Source organism: Mucilaginibacter sp., from assembly GCF_025359345.1.
GTDB lineage: Bacteria > Bacteroidota > Bacteroidia > Sphingobacteriales > Sphingobacteriaceae > Mucilaginibacter.
Map to the genome: position 1 here is coordinate 1 of NZ_JANYGQ010000019.1, position 20,984 is coordinate 20,984.

General features: G+C 44.4%; 20 protein-coding genes. 4 read left to right on the forward strand and 16 right to left on the reverse strand.

Translation table 11 applies throughout. The annotated features are described in order from the left end of the window. From Q0R52_RS11370 to Q0R52_RS11410, 9 genes are all read right to left on the reverse strand, one after another. A partial coding sequence (locus Q0R52_RS11370) for a hypothetical protein (protein WP_295794776.1) occupies nucleotides 1-192 on the reverse strand: 192 nt, incomplete at its 3' end. A 186-nt stretch (nucleotides 193-378) separates the two neighbouring features. Next, on the reverse strand, nucleotides 379-1,221 hold the full coding sequence (locus Q0R52_RS11375) for a hypothetical protein (protein WP_295794777.1): 843 nt from the start codon (nucleotides 1,219-1,221) through the stop codon (nucleotides 379-381). Continuing rightward, on the reverse strand, nucleotides 1,221-2,345 hold the full coding sequence (locus Q0R52_RS11380) for a hypothetical protein (RefSeq protein WP_295794778.1): 1,125 nt from the start codon (nucleotides 2,343-2,345) through the stop codon (nucleotides 1,221-1,223). Before Q0R52_RS11380 ends, Q0R52_RS11375 begins: the two co-directional genes overlap by 1 nt. A gap of 14 nt (nucleotides 2,346-2,359) precedes the next feature. Then, entirely contained in the window at nucleotides 2,360-2,944 is a 585-nt protein-coding gene (locus tag Q0R52_RS11385; RefSeq protein WP_295794780.1) for a hypothetical protein, read from the reverse strand. 32 nt (nucleotides 2,945-2,976) lie between these two features. Beyond that, nucleotides 2,977-4,077 (reverse strand): hypothetical protein, encoded by a 1,101-nt coding sequence (locus Q0R52_RS11390; protein WP_295794782.1) that lies wholly within the window; start codon nucleotides 4,075-4,077, stop codon nucleotides 2,977-2,979. Between the two features lie 20 nt (nucleotides 4,078-4,097). Beyond that, nucleotides 4,098-5,525, reverse strand: a complete 1,428-nt coding sequence (locus Q0R52_RS11395; protein ID WP_295794784.1) for a hypothetical protein — start codon at nucleotides 5,523-5,525, stop codon at nucleotides 4,098-4,100. 27 nt (nucleotides 5,526-5,552) lie between these two features. After that, nucleotides 5,553-6,563 (reverse strand): hypothetical protein, encoded by a 1,011-nt coding sequence (locus tag Q0R52_RS11400; RefSeq protein WP_295794785.1) that lies wholly within the window; start codon nucleotides 6,561-6,563, stop codon nucleotides 5,553-5,555. A gap of 74 nt (nucleotides 6,564-6,637) precedes the next feature. Beyond that, nucleotides 6,638-7,177, reverse strand: a complete 540-nt coding sequence (locus tag Q0R52_RS11405) for a hypothetical protein (RefSeq protein ID WP_295794786.1) — start codon at nucleotides 7,175-7,177, stop codon at nucleotides 6,638-6,640. A 38-nt stretch (nucleotides 7,178-7,215) separates the two neighbouring features. Next, nucleotides 7,216-8,493 carry an OmpA family protein gene (locus Q0R52_RS11410; RefSeq protein WP_295794787.1) on the reverse strand — a complete coding sequence of 426 codons (1,278 nt, stop codon included), beginning with the start codon at nucleotides 8,491-8,493 and terminating at the stop codon, nucleotides 7,216-7,218. A gap of 160 nt (nucleotides 8,494-8,653) precedes the next feature. Here Q0R52_RS11410 and Q0R52_RS11415 point away from each other — a divergent pair, with 160 nt between their 5' ends. Both Q0R52_RS11415 and Q0R52_RS11420 read left to right on the forward strand, forming a co-directional pair. Then, nucleotides 8,654-10,645, forward strand: coding sequence for a sensor histidine kinase (locus Q0R52_RS11415; RefSeq protein WP_295794788.1), 1,992 nt, complete (start codon nucleotides 8,654-8,656; stop codon nucleotides 10,643-10,645). A gap of 2 nt (nucleotides 10,646-10,647) precedes the next feature. Then, nucleotides 10,648-11,262, forward strand: coding sequence for a response regulator transcription factor (locus tag Q0R52_RS11420; RefSeq protein ID WP_295794789.1), 615 nt, complete (start codon nucleotides 10,648-10,650; stop codon nucleotides 11,260-11,262). Between the two features lie 287 nt (nucleotides 11,263-11,549). On the opposite strand, the gene Q0R52_RS29340 is transcribed toward Q0R52_RS11420, so the two are convergent. Beyond that, nucleotides 11,550-11,678: a transposase gene (locus Q0R52_RS29340; RefSeq protein WP_366520887.1), complete on the reverse strand. Its 129-nt coding sequence runs from the start codon at nucleotides 11,676-11,678 to the stop codon at nucleotides 11,550-11,552. Between the two features lie 288 nt (nucleotides 11,679-11,966). Here Q0R52_RS29340 and Q0R52_RS11425 point away from each other — a divergent pair, with 288 nt between their 5' ends. Both Q0R52_RS11425 and Q0R52_RS11430 read left to right on the forward strand, forming a co-directional pair. After that, nucleotides 11,967-12,467: an RNA polymerase sigma factor gene (locus Q0R52_RS11425; RefSeq protein WP_295794790.1), complete on the forward strand. Its 501-nt coding sequence runs from the start codon at nucleotides 11,967-11,969 to the stop codon at nucleotides 12,465-12,467. A gap of 13 nt (nucleotides 12,468-12,480) precedes the next feature. After that, nucleotides 12,481-13,095, forward strand: coding sequence for a hypothetical protein (locus Q0R52_RS11430; RefSeq protein ID WP_295794791.1), 615 nt, complete (start codon nucleotides 12,481-12,483; stop codon nucleotides 13,093-13,095). 77 nt (nucleotides 13,096-13,172) lie between these two features. Here Q0R52_RS11430 and Q0R52_RS11435 read toward each other — a convergent pair whose 3' ends face one another. The 6 genes from Q0R52_RS11435 to Q0R52_RS11460 form a co-directional block, all read right to left on the reverse strand. Beyond that, nucleotides 13,173-14,060: a type II CAAX endopeptidase family protein gene (locus Q0R52_RS11435; RefSeq protein ID WP_295794792.1), complete on the reverse strand. Its 888-nt coding sequence runs from the start codon at nucleotides 14,058-14,060 to the stop codon at nucleotides 13,173-13,175. An 82-nt stretch (nucleotides 14,061-14,142) separates the two neighbouring features. Beyond that, complete coding sequence (locus Q0R52_RS11440) at nucleotides 14,143-15,213, reverse strand: serine hydrolase domain-containing protein (protein WP_295794793.1); 1,071 nt, start codon at nucleotides 15,211-15,213, stop codon at nucleotides 14,143-14,145. Between the two features lie 115 nt (nucleotides 15,214-15,328). Beyond that, nucleotides 15,329-16,117: a DUF4249 family protein gene (locus tag Q0R52_RS11445; RefSeq protein ID WP_295794794.1), complete on the reverse strand. Its 789-nt coding sequence runs from the start codon at nucleotides 16,115-16,117 to the stop codon at nucleotides 15,329-15,331. Beyond that, complete coding sequence (locus Q0R52_RS11450) at nucleotides 16,114-18,885, reverse strand: TonB-dependent receptor (protein ID WP_295794795.1); 2,772 nt, start codon at nucleotides 18,883-18,885, stop codon at nucleotides 16,114-16,116. Before Q0R52_RS11450 ends, Q0R52_RS11445 begins: the two co-directional genes overlap by 4 nt. A gap of 105 nt (nucleotides 18,886-18,990) precedes the next feature. Further along, nucleotides 18,991-19,704: a LytTR family DNA-binding domain-containing protein gene (locus tag Q0R52_RS11455; RefSeq protein ID WP_295794796.1), complete on the reverse strand. Its 714-nt coding sequence runs from the start codon at nucleotides 19,702-19,704 to the stop codon at nucleotides 18,991-18,993. Then, the gene (locus Q0R52_RS11460; protein WP_295794797.1) at nucleotides 19,701-20,747 is read right to left on the reverse strand and encodes a histidine kinase; all 1,047 of its coding nucleotides are present in this window, start codon (nucleotides 20,745-20,747) and stop codon (nucleotides 19,701-19,703) included. The genes Q0R52_RS11455 and Q0R52_RS11460 overlap by 4 nt, the downstream gene beginning before the upstream one ends. Nucleotides 20,748-20,984 lie beyond the last annotated feature (237 nt).

The window sequence follows — 20,984 nt, forward strand, 5'->3', positions numbered from 1 at the left end:
CACACGGGCCTGCTTGTTCATTACCGCCTTCATCATCGAATCGCGAAACTTCATTATTTGCGCCGGCGTCATGCGCATTAGTTTTTGGGCCATTTCTTTAGCCTCCGCATCGCTGGTGGGTTGGGCAAAAATTTTGCAAACACAAACAATTACCAGCAATAGCGTTAAAAGGCATTTTTTTCTTCGTTTCATAATCAGCTCGTTATCCATTAAAGCTAATCATATTTTGTACTTAATAATCATGAAACTTTAGGTGTTACCGCGTTTTTATATCGCAGCCTTTTTTATTTTATAACCGTTTTTAATTTTTTTGTTTAAAACCCACATTGCGGGCCGGCTGCGAAACCGGCCCTTGGTGCAACATGGTCCCTAACGATCTTATTTCGCAATCAAATCACTTAATTTTTGCCAGTTAATAAGCTTTATCGCTTCATCGATGTCTGCCGAGTCACCTTTAAAAGTTATCACGACGTTTTGAACTGCCAGCCTGCCGATTTTTGTACGGTCGAAAGCAATTTCATAGCGGGTGGTATTAAGCCCGTCGCTGGTATTCTCAGTTTTTTTGGCAACAACGGGTTTCCCTAAAAACACTATAGCATCGTCATAATAATTACCGTGGAGACTTACACTGCCGCCATCCATAATAGGGCATTCGGCCGAGCGCAAGCCCTTTAATGCCAGCGTTGTTGGCACGGGTATAGACAGTGGCACCGGCGGGGTTTTTGAACAATAGGTTAACGCCGTTGAGCTGTTTGTGCCCGTTATATAAAGATTCGCTACGATAAAAATTGACAGCTTACTTTTCGCTGCTGATTTAATTGCAGCGGCAACCTGCGGTGCATTGGTAAAGTCTTTTATACTGCTAACTACGCCGCTCACTAACGGGCCCATTTCTTCATCGGGCATGGTAAAATCTACCTGCCAATCCATCGTCCAGGCATCGTTAATGCCAATAGTTTTTAAAATAAACCCGTTACAAATGCTCCAGCTCCCCGGGTCGCGGCACCAATATTTAGTGGCATCGAAATTCAGGTCCTCCTTAGCCGTTGCCCAGTTTTTATACGTATGCGGCAGCGCATCAAACAATTGCTGGTGAAGCATATTCATGAACGCAGTTTCCTCGGGCTTTTGCTGCCTGAATGAAGCGCTTTTTTGCGCCTGTGTGCGTTCTGCGATAAACAAACCTGCAAATAGCAGGGTAAAAAAAGCTATCTTTTTCATCAGCGGGGGTCGTTATATGCTTTCCTTATTTTAAAAATTCCGTAAACTGTTCCGCGGGTAAAGACTTTATCCTGGCCCCTATTGTTCCATACAACTGAGCTGATAGTACCGGTTATAAAGTCCCCATCCATACTGGTTATAGTAAGCGTACCGGAACATTTGAGCCTTTGCAGTTTTGGGTTACCCTGCATAGCACATACGCACGTTTTTGGGTCTCTCGGCCCGTCTGGCATAACCGCGATTGAATTTAATTTGCCATTAAAAGAATGAACCCCTTTGGTTAACCCGCCGGTGTAGGTAATTGTTACCATACCACCGCCGGCAGGGCCGGGATGCCCGGGGCTCAAATCTTTTCCCATGCTCATAAACGTCATAACGGTTACATTATTTGATGGGTCGTAAATGGCATTTGCGTTGCTGGTTAAGCTCACCAGGTTTATACTGCTTGCCTGCACCTCGGCGTCGACCTTATCTTTTTTCTGTTGCAGTTTTTGTCTTTCTTCGGCAGGTATACGGGCGAGTATTGCCGGATCGATAGCGGTAACCGTTACAGGATTTGTGGCGGATTTCCTGGCACCCTTTGTTGCCGCGCTAATGCGCAAGTCGTTAAGGCCGGCCGCAGGATCGTTAAGTGCAAAGATGTTATCACCGGACTCAAAATACAGTGTTTTTAAAAGCACCACTTTTGGCAGGTCGTGCCCGGTGGGGATCATTTCTACCGTTATCACCATTATGTTATCCCGTGGCGCGCTTGCCGGGGCGGTATATTTTACCAAATACTCATCAACGATATCCAGCGACCCGCCGCCCTGTAAAATCTTCCAGTTTCGCGCGTGGTATGATATGGGTATGCCAGCGTTTGCCAGCGCATGGGCCGCATCAGACATGTGCACCGGGTGGCCGTCTGTAATAAAATCCCCATTGTTGTCTGTCGCAGGCGGTATATACACATCTATGTTAATCTGCGTTTGTTCGCTGGCCGAAAGAACGCTCTTTTCCGCGCTTAAGGACAGTCGCCCGCCTCGCATGGCCCTCGCCAGGTCATCGTCTGAAGCGCGCCCATCCTGCGCAAACAGCTTTGCGGATATTACTATAAGAGCTATTAGTGTTATGTATTTTTTCATCGGGGTACTTTAAATTATTTTATTTCTACGTGCATTTCTTTTATCACTGCGATACTGCCCTGGTGGGTGTCTCCGCCATCAGCCGTTACGTTAAAATGAAAATCCATGAAACCTTTAAACATGGCCGGCGATGCTGATACCGGGGAGTCCATACTGTCGCTGAAATTTACAGGTATCTCCATAGTGGTGTAGATCGCCGACGGCGGCAGTGCCTTAACACCGCCTTTCAATTCAAGGTTGGCGCTGAAAGGCAGGCCTGCATCCCGGTTAGCCGGGTCAACCGTGCCATAAAAAGCAAATACATCGCCTCCCTGCGGGATAAACTTATACGTTATAACCAAATTAACCGACGCACCTGCACGCACCGCAAATGGCGTACTCTCGCTTATACCTGCCGACGGCCTCCAGTTGGCACGTACACCTTCGCTAACGCAGGGTGTTTTTACCGCCAGCAGTATGCTGTCTTTAGTAATAAACACGTTTTTACAGCCGGGGCTATTGTTGGTTTCCCATTTTAAAAACAGCGGCAAGGCAACCTTTTGTGCATTTGCGGCAATGGCAATAACCAGCAGCGCAAGCAGGACGATTTTATTTTTCATATTTTCGGATTCTTATTTAATCAATGCCTGTTTTAAAGATCATGCCGGCACAGGTAAAGTTTACCGCTGCCCAGGTCCACGTCTAAAAACACAATTACTTCCTTACCGTCAAGAATCACCTTGGTAGGCGAAGAGGCATTTTCAAATACGGTACCGTCAGAAAAATACAGGCCGCGGTAACCTTCCCAGGCCATGCCGGTTTCGTTAGCGTTCAGGAACAGGAGCTTTGCATCACCAGGGTTGTTAAATTTATAAAACAGGGTTCCGTTGCGTTCAAGGATCAGCTTATTGGCGTCAGGGAAGTTAAATACGTTACCGGTATTGCGCAGCCATATCTGGTTATTTGTTAAATTGGAAAAAGGCCAGTTCTGCCCGTTCGACACATATACTTTTTTATCAAGAATCGTTATTACACCCATCATTTTGCCGTCGGGGCTGATAAGTGGCAAAGCGCCGTAAGCTTTCGGAAATGTAAATTTTGTGCCTGCCGAAGAATTCATGTGATAGCTTATACCGCCGCTTATACTTGCACCCGCAACAGCTACTACACTCGAGTCGGCGTTATGCGCAATCTGCGCAATCCAAAAACTGCCTACAACTTTTCCGTTAAAAGTATAGGTTTGCTCCTGTTTGCCGGGGATCACGCCACTGGTTACATTGCGCCCGTTTTTCATAAGCGCATTAGCCGCATCAGTTTGTGTGAAATCAGTGCTGAACCCATCAAGCTCGCTGCCGTTTTTGAGGTTGTTGCGGTTAATATTTGGCGGCGTTTCTCCTGTTTTTTGCAGCTGCCCGTTACTGTAGTTCCACATGGTGGAATTTGATTCGGCAACTTTGGCCACTACCTGGTTGTTCACCACCTTTATCTCCGGGAACCATATATCATACCCATCAGGGTGGTTGTTCATTTCCGCCTGGGAATAACTTAGTATTAACGTACCGAATTTAGCAGGGTCGCTGTAGTGTATGGCGCTGCCATCGGGCGCGGTAGACGTGTTGGCACCGGTTGCCTGCTGCGCATTTTGTGTTGCATTGCTGGTTAATTTATTTTTTATTTTATTTAAAAAGCCGCCCTGGGCATTTGCTGCACTGGCAGCTGATAAGAACGCAAGGGTATAGATAATCTTTTTCATTTCGTCGGGGTTTTAAATGTTTAGTTGTTATTTAACAATGCCGGCACCGCGGCAAAGTTGATGGTGCTTGTGGCGGTTTCAACCAGGTCTTTTCCGCCTCTTATTTCTATAACCACGTTAAAGAGCGCTAACTTGTTAGTACCGGGCGTTACCACCGGTGCTATACTTTTTACCTGGTCGCCTGCTTTTACTATATTAAACTTACCGAAACCTATGTACTTGATAAACGGCGACCAATTACCATCGCTATACTTTACCGAAGGCCTGTAAATTTCAAATGCTGCGCCTGGTACATTGTGCTGCAGCTGCCCGTAAAATTGAGGGTCAGCATACTGCGCGTTAACCCTTGCAGATACATCCAGGTGGGCATACACTTCGGCCTGGTGTATATCGGGCACCCCTGTCTGGCTATCATTAATAGCTTTCGTGGCAGCATTAACCTGCCTGTTAGCCTCTTCCGACGACATCTTTTTTGCAATCACCAGTTTATACAGCGAGTCGGATAACTTTACCATCTTCACCATATTTGCTTGCAGGTCTGCAGGGTTTTTGGGCGAAAACTGGTCGGTGTTTACGCTCTGCATAAAGCTCATCTTGTAATCGTCCTGGTTAAACAAACGGGTATGCGCATCTACCGATACCAGGTCGCGCCGTTTGTTGGCTGCATTGCACGCGTCCGTAGTTTCCAGCGCTTCGGTAACATCAACCATGCTATGGTCCTGCCGGTACATAATAGTGCCTTCGGTAAACTTTGCTTTGCCGTCATCAGTTATGGCAATATTCAGGAGTGGATAAAAAGCAGGGTGCAGCGCGTTATAAACGCGCCACAGCACCGCATTTTCACAGGCAGACGGCGTACGGCCAGTCTCGGGGTTGTAGTACGAGGCATAAATAGTAGGGTCGCAATTACAGTTTGGGGCCACCACCGATTTTTCATACATAGCATCTCTGTATAAATGAATGGTACCATTTATGTTCCCTTTTATGTAGTCGCTGGTATTTGTGCCGGTGGCAAAGGTTACGGGGCCGGTGAATGTAAACTCCAGCTCGCCAGGGGTAAATGTATTATAATGTATATGTACGGGGCCTTTATCGTTATCGGGGTGGCAACTATATGGCGACCCGTTATAGCGCATTTCAAGGTCCAACTGGTCGCCACGGTAACTATCCTGGTATGCAATATCAGCGTCGTTGTCAGGGTTACGCAAAATCACAATCCCCAAGTTTTTACCGCCGTTTATCATTACGTACCTTTCACCATCAGGTTTGGTAAACCAATAGGCGTTATAATCAGTATACTTAGTGTAAGGCTGCACCGCGTTTTGCACTACGGTACGCCCGGCAAAACTGGGACTGGTTATATTTATAGTAAAGTTAATGCTGCCTGTTTTTTGGGCATAGCAGTTAATGGTAAAGGCCAGTAAAATCAGCAGGAAATACTTTTTCATGATTTTATCAATTTACAACTGCCGTTTTCAGGGTTGCTCCATTAGCCAGCCCGAGCAAAAATTATTGTTCGGCGTTTTTGATTGTATTAAAACACCGTTTGCGGCAATACACAGGTAGCCGCCGGTCATCATGTTCCGGAATCGGGTAACGTACTGCTCATTTGTGGGTTCCATGGTCCATAAGCTTGCACGATCGTTGTAATTGTCTGTAAAAGTTACATAGCCGCGCTGGTCAACCAGCAGGTAATTCTCTTTCCACCTGTTTTTTATATTAACATAATGGCTGCCAGGCACGTTCAGAACCTCCCATTGCGCGCTCCACCAGTCAGCATCGATATTAGTTACCTGCGGCGGGCCTTGCTGGTTATTCAGGTACATGTTGTTGAAATTGTTTTTAAGCTTAACAAATACGTGCGCGTCAGCCGGGGGAGGTGGTGGCGGCATATAATTTTGGTCGCCTGCAACAGGAACCAGTTGAGGGCCACCTATTGATGCCGACGCGAGTGGTGTTAGCTGGCTTGCCAGGTACGTTACCCGCATATCGGGCAGTGTATTTAAAGGAGTAATTAAAATAGCGCTGGTGCTTATCGTTTGGCCGGGTTTTATCCAGTAGCCTATCTGCACAAATTGCTTAACCCTGTCAACTTTTTTGGTGTCACAGTCGTTCACCATGGCCAGCACGTTGCAAGCTTCGGCATTAATAATTGCTTCTTTTGATGTTAACCTGGCGCCGGTGGCATTTAAACAGTTAAACTGCGCCAACTGGTCGGATACGTTGTTAAGAACATTCCAGCCTTGTTTGTAAAGCATTATTTTGCCTTGGTTGGTAGTATTACGAACGTAAAAACTTACCGAGTAACGGCTAAAGTCGCCTTTATTGCTAACTGCTTTTACTTCGGTTGATTTGATGACGTAACCCAGTTCAAGCCCGTCAACCAGCGCGGGCTGCTTATCGGTCACGGGGAAAGTCGCGGGCTGGGCCATTACACCACAGTAGACCAGCAAACTCATGCTGAGCAGTAAAAATACTTTTTTCATTTTCGTTAGGGTTTTAAAACAGGCCGGTAAACTATTTGGCCGGCCTGTTGGTATTTTTCGCAGATATAATTGTGTTATTGTTCGGCCACACTGCCCGATACCGAGCCGGTAACATCCGTGATAACCGTGTTTTTAGGGTCAGTATTATCAAAGTTCGAGCCCTTTATAGCAATTGCAGGCATGGTAACAGTTAGCTTGCCCGATGCACTCACCGCTACGGTGACAGAAGTACCGTCAAGGCCGGTAGTTGAGTATAACCCTTGCTTGGCTATGCTCACTTTGTCGGTAACCAAAATGCCACACTGGTTCCCGGTCGATTTTGTAAGGTCGCTCGCTATCGTGTATGTGCCTGCTTTAGGTTTTGCCGAGCCCGGAAAAAAGAATACTAGTACAGATGTCGCACTTTTATCTGCTGATTGGCCAGACACGCCCAATACATTATAGGTTTGGCCGCCAGTGGTACTTGTAGAATCCGAAGAGGCAATTTCGGTGTATGTGTTACCATTAACCGTAAACTTGTAAGTAGCTGCTGGCGTCGGGTCACTTTTCGTACTGCACGACCATATTAAAAATGACAGGGGCATCATTAATAAATACATCATTTGTTTTTTCATAGATAGTGTTTGTTGTTTTTAATTGTTATTTATATTGTTTATTGTTTTACAAATTCAACCCGGCGGTTGTTGGCTTTACCTTCAAGGGTTAGGTTATCACTAATGGGTTTGGTATCGCCAAAGCCCTTGGTAGTCAGGCGTGATCCATCAACACCCAGGCTTACCAGCTGTGTTTTCACCGCATCAGCGCGTTGTTGCGAAAGCGTTGCGTTGTGGGCTGCTCCGCCGGTATTGTCAGTATGGCCGTCAACCTCAAATTTCAAATCCGGGTTATCCTTTAGTATACCAACTATCATGTTAAGCGTGCCTATGCTCTCGGGCTTAATGGTGGCTTTGTCTACGTCAAAGTTTATCCCGTGGGTAATTAATTTAGCATCGGTAAATTTTTTGCCAAGCATGTTCATGCCGCCACCGCTTGCAACGCGCATGTTTGTTAATATAATTGGATTATCAGCGCCGCCAATACCTTCAATATCAATTGCATGTGGAGTACCTAGATTAGGCACCACCAATACACGATACTGGTCGACATAAACTTTTACCTGGTTCTTTTTAAAAGCAATAGCTACATGGTGCCATTTATTGACAAAGTTCTCCCCGCCTAAGGCAGCAGGATAATTACCTGATAGTTCAACGCCGGTCTCATTGGCGGCCTGTGCGTCATTGTTTCCTATAGTGATAACACCGAAGTTACCTGATGCAGCTGTTGCGTTGGCAGTGGTGTTATACAGGTAAATCTTTGGCGGATAGCCCCCATTACTATAGGTATCAAATTCAATGGTCGATGGGTCACCTAAGTATGATGCCGATTTAATCCGCGGACTAACGTGGGCGTAGTTACCATCGGTTAATAAAAGCGCTTTGCGGCCGGCAATAGTGTTAATTACTCCCTGGCCCGCACCTAAATTCCAGTGCGCCGGAAACTCGCCGTTATCGTCATCCGTAAAACTATCTTCAAAAATAATTTTGTCGCCTGGCACAAAGTCGTAGTTGTTATAGGCAGAAATCGGCCCCTGCTGGCTACCTGTTCCCTGCATCGGCTGATTGTTTTGCACAGCCTGTGTTGGCGGCGGCAGGGCTTGCGGAGCATTTGTTGCTGCGGTAGGTGCGGGTGTTGTTTTCTTCTTTTTAAACAAGCCTTTTATCGCACTCGAGGCTTTGCTTACGCCATTATCAATGGCACTGGTTTCGGTGTTGTTTACTTCGCTTGTGCCGGCTTCTTTGGCCACTTCGCCTGGTTTTAGTATCTGAGCACTGCTAAGCTGGGTAACCGAACCCAGGGCGATTGTCGCAATTAAAATTTTAAAATTCTTCATGATATTATTTTTTTGTTAGGGTGAACAACTTTTTAATACTTATTATAATCCAAAAGTATTTTGTTGACAGCCAACACCATACTCCCTAAAAAGGGAGTTTTTTCATAAAAAAATAAATCTCACTTTTACATTGTTGCTTATATATAATATATACTGATAAATGAAGTACCTTTTACTACTTGCGTTTTACCTAATCCTTTCGCCTTTTAAAAGCATGGCCCAGGATGATAACGCGAGGGAGCGTGCGAAACTTTTTGCTGCAGTTAAAAACTCAATAGACGACAGCACCAAAATGATGAACTTGCTTGGCCTGGGGTATAATGTATATGCCGGCAGTAAGCCCGATTCGGCCATTTATTATTATGACATGGCCTACGTTATTGCAAACCGGTTAAAAAACAAAACCGGGTTGTTAAGGTACTATGCCTGTTATGGTGATGTGCTAAGTTCGCGGTCAAAAAATTTTGAAGCCATAACTATGGCTTTAAAAGCCGTTGCGCTGGCCGAAACCACCAACAATGACCATTTTAAAGGCGCCGTTTACAATAATCTTGCGGGCTGTTATACCGATGCATCGGATATCGAAAAAGCCTATGCCTATTACCTTAAGGCCATAGCTGCTTATGAAAGGCTCGACGATAAAAGGCACCTTGCTGCGGTTTATGCTAATGTGCTGGGCATATTCTCTTCTATAGGCCACTCACCCGAGAAGGCTTTACAGTATGGTTTAAAATCAATTGAAGTGAGCCGGTCTGTTAAGGATCAGAACGTGCTGGCCGAGGCCTTGGTAAACACCAGCAGCGTTTATATAAACCTTGGTAAACTTAATAAAGCCCTTGCATTGTTAACAGAAGCTAAGGCTATAAGCGAGAAAAAGAACGACAAAATAACCTTGCTGACTGAGTTGGTAGGATTTAATAAAATTTTTGTATTACAGGGGCGGTACGACGACCTCAAAAAATATACCGACCGGATAGTGGTCTTGAGCAAGGAAACTGGGAACGACAGGACTATGGCCGATGCTGAATATTACCTGGGCCTATACACTTTTAACAATAAAGATTACCCCGCAGCGGCCGGACATTTAAAAAAATCGATATCGATTTCAAGAGAAGTCAAAGCTGTTTCAGTAGAAGAAGAGTCTTACAGCGCGCTCGGTGATGTGGAGTTGTTGATGGGCAATTTTGCAGCATATCATAAAGACCGCAACCTGGAAGATTCGGTGCGTGCAAAGCTTCATGCCGACCAGATTTTGATAAACACGCAGGAATTGGAAACCAAATATAATGTTGCTAAAAAAGAGGTGGAAATAAGCAACCTTAATAAGGAAAAGCAAATACAGGCGCTTACCCTGCAAACGCGCACCATTTATATCGTGATTTTAACATGTGCGTTAGCGGTGCTGATAGTATTTACCTGGCTAATACGCAACAACAGTATCCGTAAAGAAAAACTGCTGATAAACGAGCGCGAACTAAAGGAACAGCAAATACAGATTTTAGAAAAAGAGAAAGAACTTTTATCAACACAAGCACTGATGGAGGGGCAGGAGGCTGAACGAAGCCGTCTTGCCAAAGACCTTCACGATGGCCTGGGCGGAATATTAACGGGTACTAAATATTCTTTAAGCAGTATGAAACAAAACATGATAATTAGTGCAGACAATGCTGCCGCTTTCGAAAAAACAATGAACATGTTGGACCAGTCGATATCCGAACTGCGGCGTGTGGCACATAATATGATGCCCGAAAGTTTGCTTAAATTAAGCCTTAATGATGCTATAGAGGATTATTGTCATCAAATTACCAACAGTGGGGCTTTAAAGGTAACTTATCAAAGTTTTGATATCGATAAATTGACGGCAAACGAGGCCGTAAAAATTGCCGTGTACCGCATTGTCCAAGAGCTGATAAACAATGTTGTAAAGCATGCAGGCGCCAAAACGGCAATTGTACAAATAACGCTGAAAGAGGCTATATTGGGCATTACCGTAGAAGATGATGGCAAAGGCTTCGAACTGGCCAACTTGTCGTTTGCCGAAGGGATGGGTTATAAAAATTTAAAAAGCCGCGTGGATTTTTTGAAGGGGAATATTGATGTGAAATCCGAAAGGGGCAAAGGTACTTCAGTATTGATTCAATTACCGGTTTAGTTATGATAAAGATTATACAGGTCGAGGACCATAGTTTGGTAACGGAGGGCGTTAAGGCGTTTATTACTGCCGAGCCCGATATGGAATGTTTGGCCACCTGCGTATCGGGCGAAAACCTGATGCAGGTGCTAAAAAGCCAGCAGCCTGATGTAATTTTAATGGATGTTAACCTACCCGATACCACGGGCATTGAGCTTTGCAAGCTGGTAAAAGATAAATATCCAGGGGTATTTATAATAGCGCTGAGTATTAATAATCAACCTGGCATTATCCGCAAAATGGTGGAAAATGGTGCCAGCGGTTATGTACTGAAGGATGCATCCCGCCAGGAAATAATTGAAGCCATACAAACAGTTGCAAAAGGCAAAACATTTTACAGCCGCTCGGTATCTGCAGCCCTCCGCCGCCCCGATGCGGTCGATTTACCTCCGCTTACCCGTCGCGAACGCGAAGTATTGGAATTGATAGCCGATGGGTTTACCAACCCCCAAATAGCCGAATCGTTATTTGTGGACGTTACCACCATTGATTTTCACCGGAAAAATATGTTATCGAAATATAAGGTGAAGAATACCGCGGCATTGATTAAGGTGGCGGTGAGCAATAATTTGATATAGTTCAAACAACTATAGCCGCCCCAAAATCAAATGGGCCGTAGGCCCTACCGCTTTGTAGAAAATTGCAAATGATAGGCTTTTGCCCCGTAGGGGTTACCCATTAGCCACCTAACAGATCGTGAAAAATGCATTTTTCATCATAATCAACATCGTTTTTTCTTAACATATTTAAATATTCTTCGCGAAAAGTTATTTGAGTATGATGCCGTTTTTGGTCTAAAATATATTTAACCACTTCATCGATTTGCGAACGACTGTTACCTAAACGCACCATATCCTTCCTTCCACTAAAATTTTCGTTGCGTTAAGTTATTGGTGTTAATAAATTCCGAACTATCACCTTTTACAAATTGCATTAGTTCTGAGATCGATTGTTTGGGATTTAATCCAACAAAAAGGTGTAAATGGTCTGGCATGTTATTTATCAATAAACGCGGGCGAAGTGTAACCCCTACGGGGCAATAAAAATATTTTCGTTGTATGCTACAAAGGGGTAGGCCCTACGGGCCATACTTCATCCCAAACTAACAAGATTTTGCAAACCATAAACATTAATACAAACTCGTTTCTAAAAAAGCGTGTGCCGAACATGCATCGTGTCAACGAAAACCCCTACCCTCAAAATAAATTCCAATCTTTATGTAGTTTTTCTCCACTTGCACATACTAATTGTGTATTAACAACCGGATAATTCAATAGCTATCATGCAGCGTATTACTGAAGATAAATTTGTAGAAGACATCAACCAAAATATTGGGATCATTCACAAAATATGCAACATCTACTTTATTGATGCTGATGACCGGAAGGACGCCTGCCAGGAAATCTTGTACCAGTTGTGGCGGTCGCACCCCGGGTTTAGGGGCGGTTCCAAATTCTCGACATGGATGTACAAGGTTGCGCTTAACACGGCCATTACTTATTCAAAAAAAGGCAGCCGCGAAGTGCCGACCGATATGCAAACCGGCAATTGGGAACAACTTTCGGCCGGGAACGAACAGCAGCATGTTAATGAAAGAATGGCCCTGCTTTATGCCGCCATCAACACGCTTTCGGTAGCCGACAAGGCTATTACCCTCCTGTACCTGGAGGATAACAGCTACGATGAGATTGCCGAAATAACCGGCCTCACCAAAACCAATGTTAGCGTACGACTTGTCCGCATTAAAAAAGCTTTGAAAGAAAAACTTAAAAACATTATTTAAACAAACACATATTATGGAAACACTTGATGAAGCCAAAAACCTTTGGCAAAATACCAACCAGCAAACCAACCAACCGTTGTTAAACAAGGGTGAGGTAGAGAACATTATTAAGCTCCGGATAAAAAAGGAGAAGAAAAATGCCGCCGAATATTTTGGGTTGTCGTTTACTTACCAAATATTGATTTACGCCTTCGCATGCCATTTGATTATTAAGTATTGGGGCGATAACCTGGTAATGCTGCTAAGCGCTGCCGGTGTTGTATTGTACATACCGCTTACAGTAATTTTAATGCAAAAATTTAAGGCGATGTTTAATTTACCGCCACAGCAAGCTATTAATTTGCAAAGCGATGTAAAAAATCAGTTTACCTTATTGAGCCAATTTTTCAACTTCAAAAAACGGTTCGACCTGTTGTCTCTGCCGCTTACTTCAATAATTTTAACAGGGGTACTATTTATGCTGTATGTGCCCGGTGGAGTGGAAGCGCATATAACCGGAGCGGTATTCGCTTGCCTGGGGATGCTGTTAGTTTATGGTGTGGCGGCGTGGTTCGAAAACAAAAAACACTTTGTACATCCGCTTAACCGGCTTAGGTTTATTTTGCAAGATATCGGGCAAGTGGATTAACTTCCCCTATTGATGTTAAAATAACAATCCCCGCATGGCTAACATTGCCAGACCATGTGGGGATTATAAAAATCATATCAGGCTGCCGCTACCTCCACAAAACCCGGCTGAGGCAACTCTTTTCGCCTTGTCCAAAAATAAATGGCAGCTATCACCGCAACAACCGCCAGCACCACGCCGAACTCATCAATGTAATATTTGGTTTTGCTGTTATAAACGGTAAGCGGGGTAAAAATGCTTTGTATAAATAAATTGTGACTGGCATGCAATATGGCAGCTGTCCATAAGTTGCCTGATTTTAGGCGAAACCAGGTAAATATAAAGCTGATGCTTATTACCATAACCCCAAAGCAGCTGAAACCGTACCATGCCGGCGTGCCGCTGTTGTAATCGGCAAAAACCAGTATCGGCACGTGCCATAATGCCCAAACAAATCCTACAAAAAGCGATGTTTTGGTGTAGTTAGATATCTTGTAAACCTCGGGTACCAAAAATCCGCGCCAGCCAATTTCTTCGCCCAGGCCATGCGCGGTGCTGCCCACCATGCCTATTAAGCCGGTGAAAATAAAATACAGCGCCATTACCACGCCATCGGGCAAACCGGCCCAGCCGAACGAGGTCCCTATTTGCTTTACCGTATCGGTATTGTAAAAGCCACCCCATCCCGCAACCCATAAAATCAAATAAGCAATAAGTGAATATATCAGCGGCACCAAATATGCCCAAAGCATGTAGCGCGGGTTTTTCCAGCTCCAGCCCAAATCGGCAATGTTTCGCTTCATTATCCTGCAGGTTGCAAATGCGGATAGCGCCGGCGCCCACATAATCCCGGCTACGTATAAGCCGAAACCGCTGCCAAGCTTACCTGTGTGGATTATCAAAAAATAATAGATTGAGCTTATGCACAACGTTATCAGCAAAAAAATAGCAATAGCTTTCCGGCTTTGGTTAACAGGCTGTTCCATGTAAAAAGGGTTTTGGGTTGATAATCAATATTACAATAAATGTAAATAAATTCAATTGATAAAGCATAACCCGGGGCTATCATTACATCACTGCCTCATCAACCAGTTTCATCAACTCAAAATAGCGCTCATTCCGGCCGGTATTTTTAATATAAAACGTCATTAAAAACCCGCAATACTTTTTATCATTATTCACCCAAGGAAAGCTACCAAACAAGCCGGGGCTGCTTACGATATTGTTACCCATTGTCCATTCCCCATAGCCATAACCCAAGCCGTGGGCCTCGGCGGGGCTATAGGCAATTTTCACATCGGGTGTTATGCGATTTATTTGCATTTGGGCAATGCTGGCTTCGCTTAATATTCTTTTCCCGTTAAAAACGCCTTTGTTCATTATCATCACCAAAAAGTTTAAATAATCTTCGGGTGTGCTTAGTGCGCCACCGGCGGGCAGGGCCACCTTCTTTTTGCCGAAATCGGTATTTTTCATACCCAATGGCGCGGCTATCCTTTCAGCAAACAGGGTTTCAAAATTTTTACCGCTGATTTTTTCGATAACTGCACCGGCTATTTGTAAACCCGTGTTGCTATAATGGAATGTTTTGCCGGGTTCGCCTTCCATGGGCATTTTGGCTATCGTGGCAATCACTTCGTCCATGCTGCTGGCATCAGCTACGTCTTTTATGTTTTCCTTTAGTTCGGGTGCTTGTATTCCCGTTAAGTGTGAAAGACACTGGCTGATGGTGATACGCCCTTTGCCATGCTGCGATAACACGGGCAGGTATTTACCAACGGTATCGATAAGCTTTAATTTGCCTTCGTCGACAAAGGTCATCACCAGGGCAGCACTGTACCATTTGCTGCAACTGGCAATATTTAACCGGGTTGATAGCGTATAATTTTCCATCTCGGCAGTCTTGCCTTGTTTACGGGCAACGTACCGGGCGGCCATTTTCTGGCGCATATTCATGTCGTTTGCCGAATGATTGTACACCAGCTTTCCATCTTTATAAATTACCAGGATGGAGCGACCGCCCATTTCGCGGGTGTTTTGGTCGAGCCAGGCATCGAGCTTTTGGAAATGGGTTTGGGCGCGGGCCGTATTTAATAGTATTACAAATAAAAACGCCAGTTCTATTTTAAAACGATTCATAGTAGCTTGCTTAGTACAAACTAAACATAGTTAAAATACCGGTTTAATTGTAAGAAAACCACGCCCGGCCGGTTAAATTGTCCGGTAACACTGTCAAAATCGGGGGGCAAACCTGCTAAAGCACATTGAAGCTTAAAGTATCCGCTTGCATTGCTGTAAATATGCCAAAGCCGTTTGTAACATTAGTTGGCGTATTTACCAGGTTTTGCGAAGTCGACCTGCCGGTATTGCTTTTCAGCAAGTCTATGTATTCCTGGTTTACACGTAACAGTATCACTTTATAGTGCCCGTAAAAAGGTATAACGTTTGTCGTAACATAATACCCCGACTTTCTATCGGTATTCAGCTCAAAATCCGTCTCGGTATTATTCCCGCGGCTCCCCAGCGGAAACTCAGGACCGTCAGAGCTTTTAAAAACCAAAACGTGGTGTAACGAGTCGGGGTTTGCCCAGGTAAAGCGGTTTATAGTATCAGGGACTGCATTTGGGCCCGATGGAGCTTTTGGATATACCACTGCATATTGCGTTGCGAAATCCGCAGGTTTAGCCGGCATAGTTGTTTTGGCGGTTACAGTTTCCGCCAGGTATTTAAATATCAGCGTATATGTTTTGCCTGCTGTTAAAAACGCGATGTCACTGTAGGTATAGATTCCTTTGGCCGTTTCAACCAGTTGCACGGTATTGTTCCCATCCGATACGCTAAGCTGCTGCCCTGTAATGGGCGCCCCGTAGGTAGCGGTATCGGTTAAAGCCTTTTGCTGGTAAAGCTTTACTGATATGGCATTCCCTCCCATTAAGTAAGCTTCTACAACGGGCAGGCTTGTGGTAGTACCGGTCGTAACTTTTTTACAGGAGGCCATCAACAGGGCGGCACCTAAAAGAATAATAGGGGTATATTTCTTCATTTCCATCTTAAACTAAATGTAATGTTGGGCGTAAAACCCAGGTAGTTAACATCGGTAGTAATCGCTGCGTTATTTTGCAGCTGGTATTCGCGGTACCAAATGTTGGTATGGTTGTAAACGTTGAACAGGGATATACCAATGCTGCCTGTTTTATCGCCATTTATCTTCAGCAAATCGTAAGTTGCAGAAAGGTCGAGGCGGTGATAATCAGGAAGGCGTTCGGCATTTTTGCCACTTACGTTATATGATGTTGATGCTGTTCCGTCAGGCGCAGTAATTGTATAGGTCGACAGCGGCGCAGTGTAAGGATGTCCGGTACTGAAAATAAAAACCGCCGAAAAGTTCCACCGGTAGTAGTGATACATATTAATAGCCTTAAACTCGTGGCGTATATCCTGGTCGGCAGGGTAGTAATTGGTGCCGTAGGCATAAAATTTATTTTGGGCTTCGGCCAAGGTATAGCTCAGCCAACCAGTGTACCTGCCTAACTTTTTCTGCAGCAAAATTTCTATACCCTTTGCACGGCCGGTTCCTTGGAAAAAATCTTCCTGAATTGTTCCGGCACTGCCGGGTGCAAAACCTGATTGACGGATTGTGTATTGCGTAAGGCCCGAAAGTGTTTTATAGTAGCCTTCCACATCTATTAAAAACTGGTTGTTTTCGTAGGCAACGCCGCCCATAATATGCCGCGACATGCTTACCGGTATATTGTTGTTGTTCGACAACACCCAAAAATTACGGTTGCCATTAACCACATCTTCGCGGGTTACCTCGTTCATAAACTGGTAAAACTGCCCGGTTGCTGCCTTAAGCGTATAATGGTCGCTCAATTCGTAGCTTGCCGAAAACCGGGGCTCGGCATAAACCCTGCTTGTCGGGTTAAACCACGTTAGGCGGGCACCGGGCTGCAGGTGCAGCTTGTTTGTAGGGTCAATTTCAAGTTCGGCATAGCCGCCGCCTAAAATAGCCGTATTATGCTGGTTAATGAGCTTGCTGGTATCGTTTTGAATATAATCGTAATTGATGTGCTGCCGCGACAGGAAGCCGCCATATAATAATTTCAATTTATTATCCATCTGCCATTCCCATTCCGATTTTAGCCCGATGTCTTTCAAATTATTGGTTTCAACCGTACCATTGCTAAAATTGGTTTGGTTGCCGTTTTCATCTTTTGCTGTACCTGCCGTAGTCCGGTTCCTGTCGTTAAAATAGGATGAATAGGTGATATAAGTATTTGAATGCAGTTGTTTGTTCCACTGGCTAAACCATTTAAGGCTACTGCCCAGGTTACCATATTTCGTATAATCCGTAATATCGATATTGCCGCTGCCTGCGCTGATAAATGAAGGAAGTTCCAACTGCCGGCTGTTATCCGTTTTATCCGACCCCGAATATAAGCTCCACGCCAGCGAGTTGTTCCTGTTAATGTGATAGGTATACCGCAAATCAGCATCATAAAAGTGCGATGCGGGTGTGGTTTGCTCACCAAATCCGCCGCCACCGGGAGGCCCACCTCCGGGAGGCGCCCCTCTTCCCGGAGCGCCGCCGACGGCAGTAGAGGTATTAAATTGCTTAAATATTTTATCGTAAAATGGCCCCTGGTATGAACGCCTGAATGCCACCATCAGCGACGACTTATCTGTTATGGGGGTTTCTGCAAAAAGATTAATGCTGAGCAGGCCCAGGTCGACCCCGAAATTGGCTTCGTTTTTATTGCCGTCCTTGCCGTTTATTTCGGTAACGCTCGACAGCCGGCCGCCGTATTTTGAGGAGAAACCGCCTTTATAAAGCTGAACGTCCTTTACGGCGTTACTGTTAAACGCGCTGAAGAAACCATAAAGATGATCGACCTGGTAAACTGTAAAACCGTCAAAAACTACCAGGTTCTGATCCGGCGTTCCGCCACGCACATATGCACCTGATGACGACTCATTGGTAGCGCCAACGCCCGGCATTAGCTGAAAGGCCCGCATAATATCTTTTTCGCCAAGGCTGGGCAATTTGTCAAGGTTGGCCGGCGACAGCTGCAGCACGCCCACCTTTTTTGTATCGGTATTCATTACGCCGCTTTTTTTACCGTTGATGGTAACCTCGTTCAGCGTGTTGAGTGCCTTAAACATTCCTATCAAAATCGGATTATCTATATTTTTAGAGGTCAAACGCAAATATTCCGGTTGGTATCCCGAATAGGAAACCTCAACAACACACGTGTCGGCCGGGATATTGAACAGGGTAAAGCCGCCATCTGTATTGGCGGTGGCTGATAGTGTGGTATTCCTGATTTTTACCGTTGCAGACGGTAACGATTCGCCGGTAGCCTGGTCCGTTATCCGGCCACTAATGGTGAACATAAAATGCGCCGGCGGCGCCTTAGGTTTTTCGATTAATATAGGTTTGATTGCCCCCGCTGCCGATTGCCTAAGGGTATTTAACTTTTTTAGCCGTGCAAGGTCGTCTGTATTTTGAAGAATATAAATGGTGCCATCGCTCTCAATCCAGTAATGCAGCTTATTATCCCTGCATACTTTTTCAAGAACTTCCTTTAAGGATTCATTAAAAAAATGATTGGCTATATCGAATTTACTGACCGAGTCGCGCTCGAAGACTATATTCAGGTGATAGTTTGCAGATACGGTATCAAGCAACAGATCAAGGGAACAGGTGAAAAAATGATCGATGTTTGTTTTTTTAAGTATTTTTTGTGTCTGCTGGGCAAAGGCGCCTGCGCTACAACCCATAATTATAATTAGCAGTAATAATTTCTTCATCCGTTTTCTTTGCTGTCAGCAACGAATGTCAAACATGCAGGCCGTTATGGAAATTAAAATAGATGGATGGGCAATATGTGCCGACAAGAGCCGGAATTGTGTGCTTTATTCAATGCCCTTACCTATCATTTTATGAATCATATCGCGGTAATTATCGCTTAACGGCAATTCGGTATCAACAATTTTCACTTTGCCGCGCCTTATTTGTGTAACATAGTCTACATTAATGATATAAGATTTATGCACCCTGTAAAACAGTTCCGAAGGCAGTTGAAGTTCTATGGCTTTGATGCTTGTGCGTGAAAGCACAGCTTTTGGCTTATTCGCCAGGTTGATTTTTACGTAGTCCTTCAATCCCTCAATATATTCGATATCATCAAAACTTATTTTAACCAGCGTATAGTCTGCATGTACGAAGAAATATTTCTTTGGCGGATAAGCTTGTATAGCCAGGGCTTTGTTTAACTCAAACTGGCGTTGCGCCTTTTGACAGGCCTTCAGAAAACGATCCAGGGGTACGGGTTTAACCAGGTAATCCAGAATATCCAAATCGAATCCCTCAACGGCGAATTTTTCATACGCTGTAACAAAAATCACCATCGGTTTCGTAATTAAACTTTTAACCAGCTGCAAACCGTTGAGGCCCGGCATATGGATATCACAAAATAACAGGTCGACCTGCTCAGTCTGCAATATTGTGATGGCCTCAGCAGCTGTACGGCAACGGCCAACTACCTGTATGTAGTTAACATGTTTCAAATTATCTTCAATAAGGTCGAGCGCCAGCGGCTCGTCGTCAACAAGTAAGCATCGCATCATTTTAATTGTATTTGAAGATTAACAGTATACACATTTCCCGGTTGGCTAATAATAAGGCAATGCTTACCAGGGTATAATAATTCCAGCCGCCTTTTTACATTATTTAGGCCTATCCCATGGTCTTCGTCTTTGTAAAGCTGGCCGGGGTCGTAAGTATTGGTTACACTAAAGTCCAATAAACCACCTGTGGTTTTTAGATATACATTCACGGCCGGCTCCGCAACGTTACCCGTTCCATATTTAAACGCATTTTCAACAAACGGGATCAGCAGCATCGGCTCAATGGCCCTCTCTGGTTCGGTAACGTCGAACTTAAAATCAACCTTTACCGCGCTGCCAAACCGCAGCATTTGCAGTTCGATATAGCTGCGCAAATAATCAACCTTTTGCGCCATCGTCACTCTTTGCTCATCGCTTATGTAAAGCATGTATCGCAGCAGCTTCGAAAGTTGTATCAGCGTAGGTTCAACGGCAGTCGGGTTAAGACGGGACAGTGCTACAGTGCTGTTTATCACATTAAAAATAAAATGCGGACTAATTTGTGAACGAAGGAAAGCAAGTTCGGAAACCAAAGAAGCGTTGGTGATATCACGCTTGTTACTTATCGCGGCAAATTGGTCGGCAAGGTAACGGTAAGCGAAACCCGCAGCAGTTATGGCGGCTAAAGGCAACAGGTTAAAATTTACAAAAAATGGCGGTTTGTGAAGTGGCCCGAATGGCATCCTTCCACCCGGGAAAATAAAAGCAGGCCTGGAATGCACCATGATAAAGTCGAGCGTTACAAATGAAAGTAACAGCAACGAAAAGTAAAGCCATACCTTCTTTTTGTTGTTTAGGATAACGGGAATCAGGTAAAAAGCATTCAGGTAAAATTGAACGGCTAATAAAAAATTAATAAGCACTAAATGCCATGGCGAAAACAGCCCGCGAAAGTTACCGTCCGAGGGCCTGGACAATACGGGGATAAATGTAATAAACGCCCAAAACAGCAAGTGCAATAAAACTTCGATTATGACGGCTGGTTTAATACGCTTAAAGATCATGGGGATAACTGACAGTTAGTTTCGGTTATTTAAATACACAAAGTGATTAAATGTGTCGATAACGGATACAATTATCGCGATAAAACAACGTTGGTTTTAGCGTAGATATACGCAAACACCCTTATTTAACAAGTTTTAACGTTAATTACTTAACAACTGTTAAATGACTTTTCTTGTCGAAATGACAATTCTTTATTTTTTGACTACGAGGGTTGTTTATTTTTTTAGATTTGATTT

What these genes read in the sequence shown, in the direction of transcription:
- Q0R52_RS11375 (WP_295794777.1), bottom strand. Translation starts at nt 1,221, where the DNA reads ATGAAAAAGATAGCTTTTTTTACCCTGCTATTTGCAGGTTTGTTTATC.
- Q0R52_RS11380 (WP_295794778.1), bottom strand. Translation starts at nt 2,345, where the DNA reads ATGAAAAAATACATAACACTAATAGCTCTTATAGTAATATCCGCAAAG.
- Q0R52_RS11385 (WP_295794780.1), bottom strand. Translation starts at nt 2,944, where the DNA reads ATGAAAAATAAAATCGTCCTGCTTGCGCTGCTGGTTATTGCCATTGCC.
- Q0R52_RS11390 (WP_295794782.1), bottom strand. Translation starts at nt 4,077, where the DNA reads ATGAAAAAGATTATCTATACCCTTGCGTTCTTATCAGCTGCCAGTGCA.
- Q0R52_RS11395 (WP_295794784.1), bottom strand. Translation starts at nt 5,525, where the DNA reads ATGAAAAAGTATTTCCTGCTGATTTTACTGGCCTTTACCATTAACTGC.
- Q0R52_RS11400 (WP_295794785.1), bottom strand. Translation starts at nt 6,563, where the DNA reads ATGAAAAAAGTATTTTTACTGCTCAGCATGAGTTTGCTGGTCTACTGT.
- Q0R52_RS11405 (WP_295794786.1), bottom strand. Translation starts at nt 7,177, where the DNA reads ATGAAAAAACAAATGATGTATTTATTAATGATGCCCCTGTCATTTTTA.
- Q0R52_RS11410 (WP_295794787.1), bottom strand. Translation starts at nt 8,493, where the DNA reads ATGAAGAATTTTAAAATTTTAATTGCGACAATCGCCCTGGGTTCGGTT.
- Q0R52_RS11415 (WP_295794788.1), top strand. Translation starts at nt 8,654, where the DNA reads ATGAAGTACCTTTTACTACTTGCGTTTTACCTAATCCTTTCGCCTTTT.
- Q0R52_RS11420 (WP_295794789.1), top strand. Translation starts at nt 10,648, where the DNA reads ATGATAAAGATTATACAGGTCGAGGACCATAGTTTGGTAACGGAGGGC.
- Q0R52_RS29340 (WP_366520887.1), bottom strand. Translation starts at nt 11,678, where the DNA reads ATGCCAGACCATTTACACCTTTTTGTTGGATTAAATCCCAAACAATCG.
- Q0R52_RS11425 (WP_295794790.1), top strand. Translation starts at nt 11,967, where the DNA reads ATGCAGCGTATTACTGAAGATAAATTTGTAGAAGACATCAACCAAAAT.
- Q0R52_RS11430 (WP_295794791.1), top strand. Translation starts at nt 12,481, where the DNA reads ATGGAAACACTTGATGAAGCCAAAAACCTTTGGCAAAATACCAACCAG.
- Q0R52_RS11435 (WP_295794792.1), bottom strand. Translation starts at nt 14,060, where the DNA reads ATGGAACAGCCTGTTAACCAAAGCCGGAAAGCTATTGCTATTTTTTTG.
- Q0R52_RS11440 (WP_295794793.1), bottom strand. Translation starts at nt 15,213, where the DNA reads ATGAATCGTTTTAAAATAGAACTGGCGTTTTTATTTGTAATACTATTA.
- Q0R52_RS11445 (WP_295794794.1), bottom strand. Translation starts at nt 16,117, where the DNA reads ATGAAGAAATATACCCCTATTATTCTTTTAGGTGCCGCCCTGTTGATG.
- Q0R52_RS11450 (WP_295794795.1), bottom strand. Translation starts at nt 18,885, where the DNA reads ATGAAGAAATTATTACTGCTAATTATAATTATGGGTTGTAGCGCAGGC.
- Q0R52_RS11455 (WP_295794796.1), bottom strand. Translation starts at nt 19,704, where the DNA reads ATGATGCGATGCTTACTTGTTGACGACGAGCCGCTGGCGCTCGACCTT.
- Q0R52_RS11460 (WP_295794797.1), bottom strand. Translation starts at nt 20,747, where the DNA reads ATGATCTTTAAGCGTATTAAACCAGCCGTCATAATCGAAGTTTTATTG.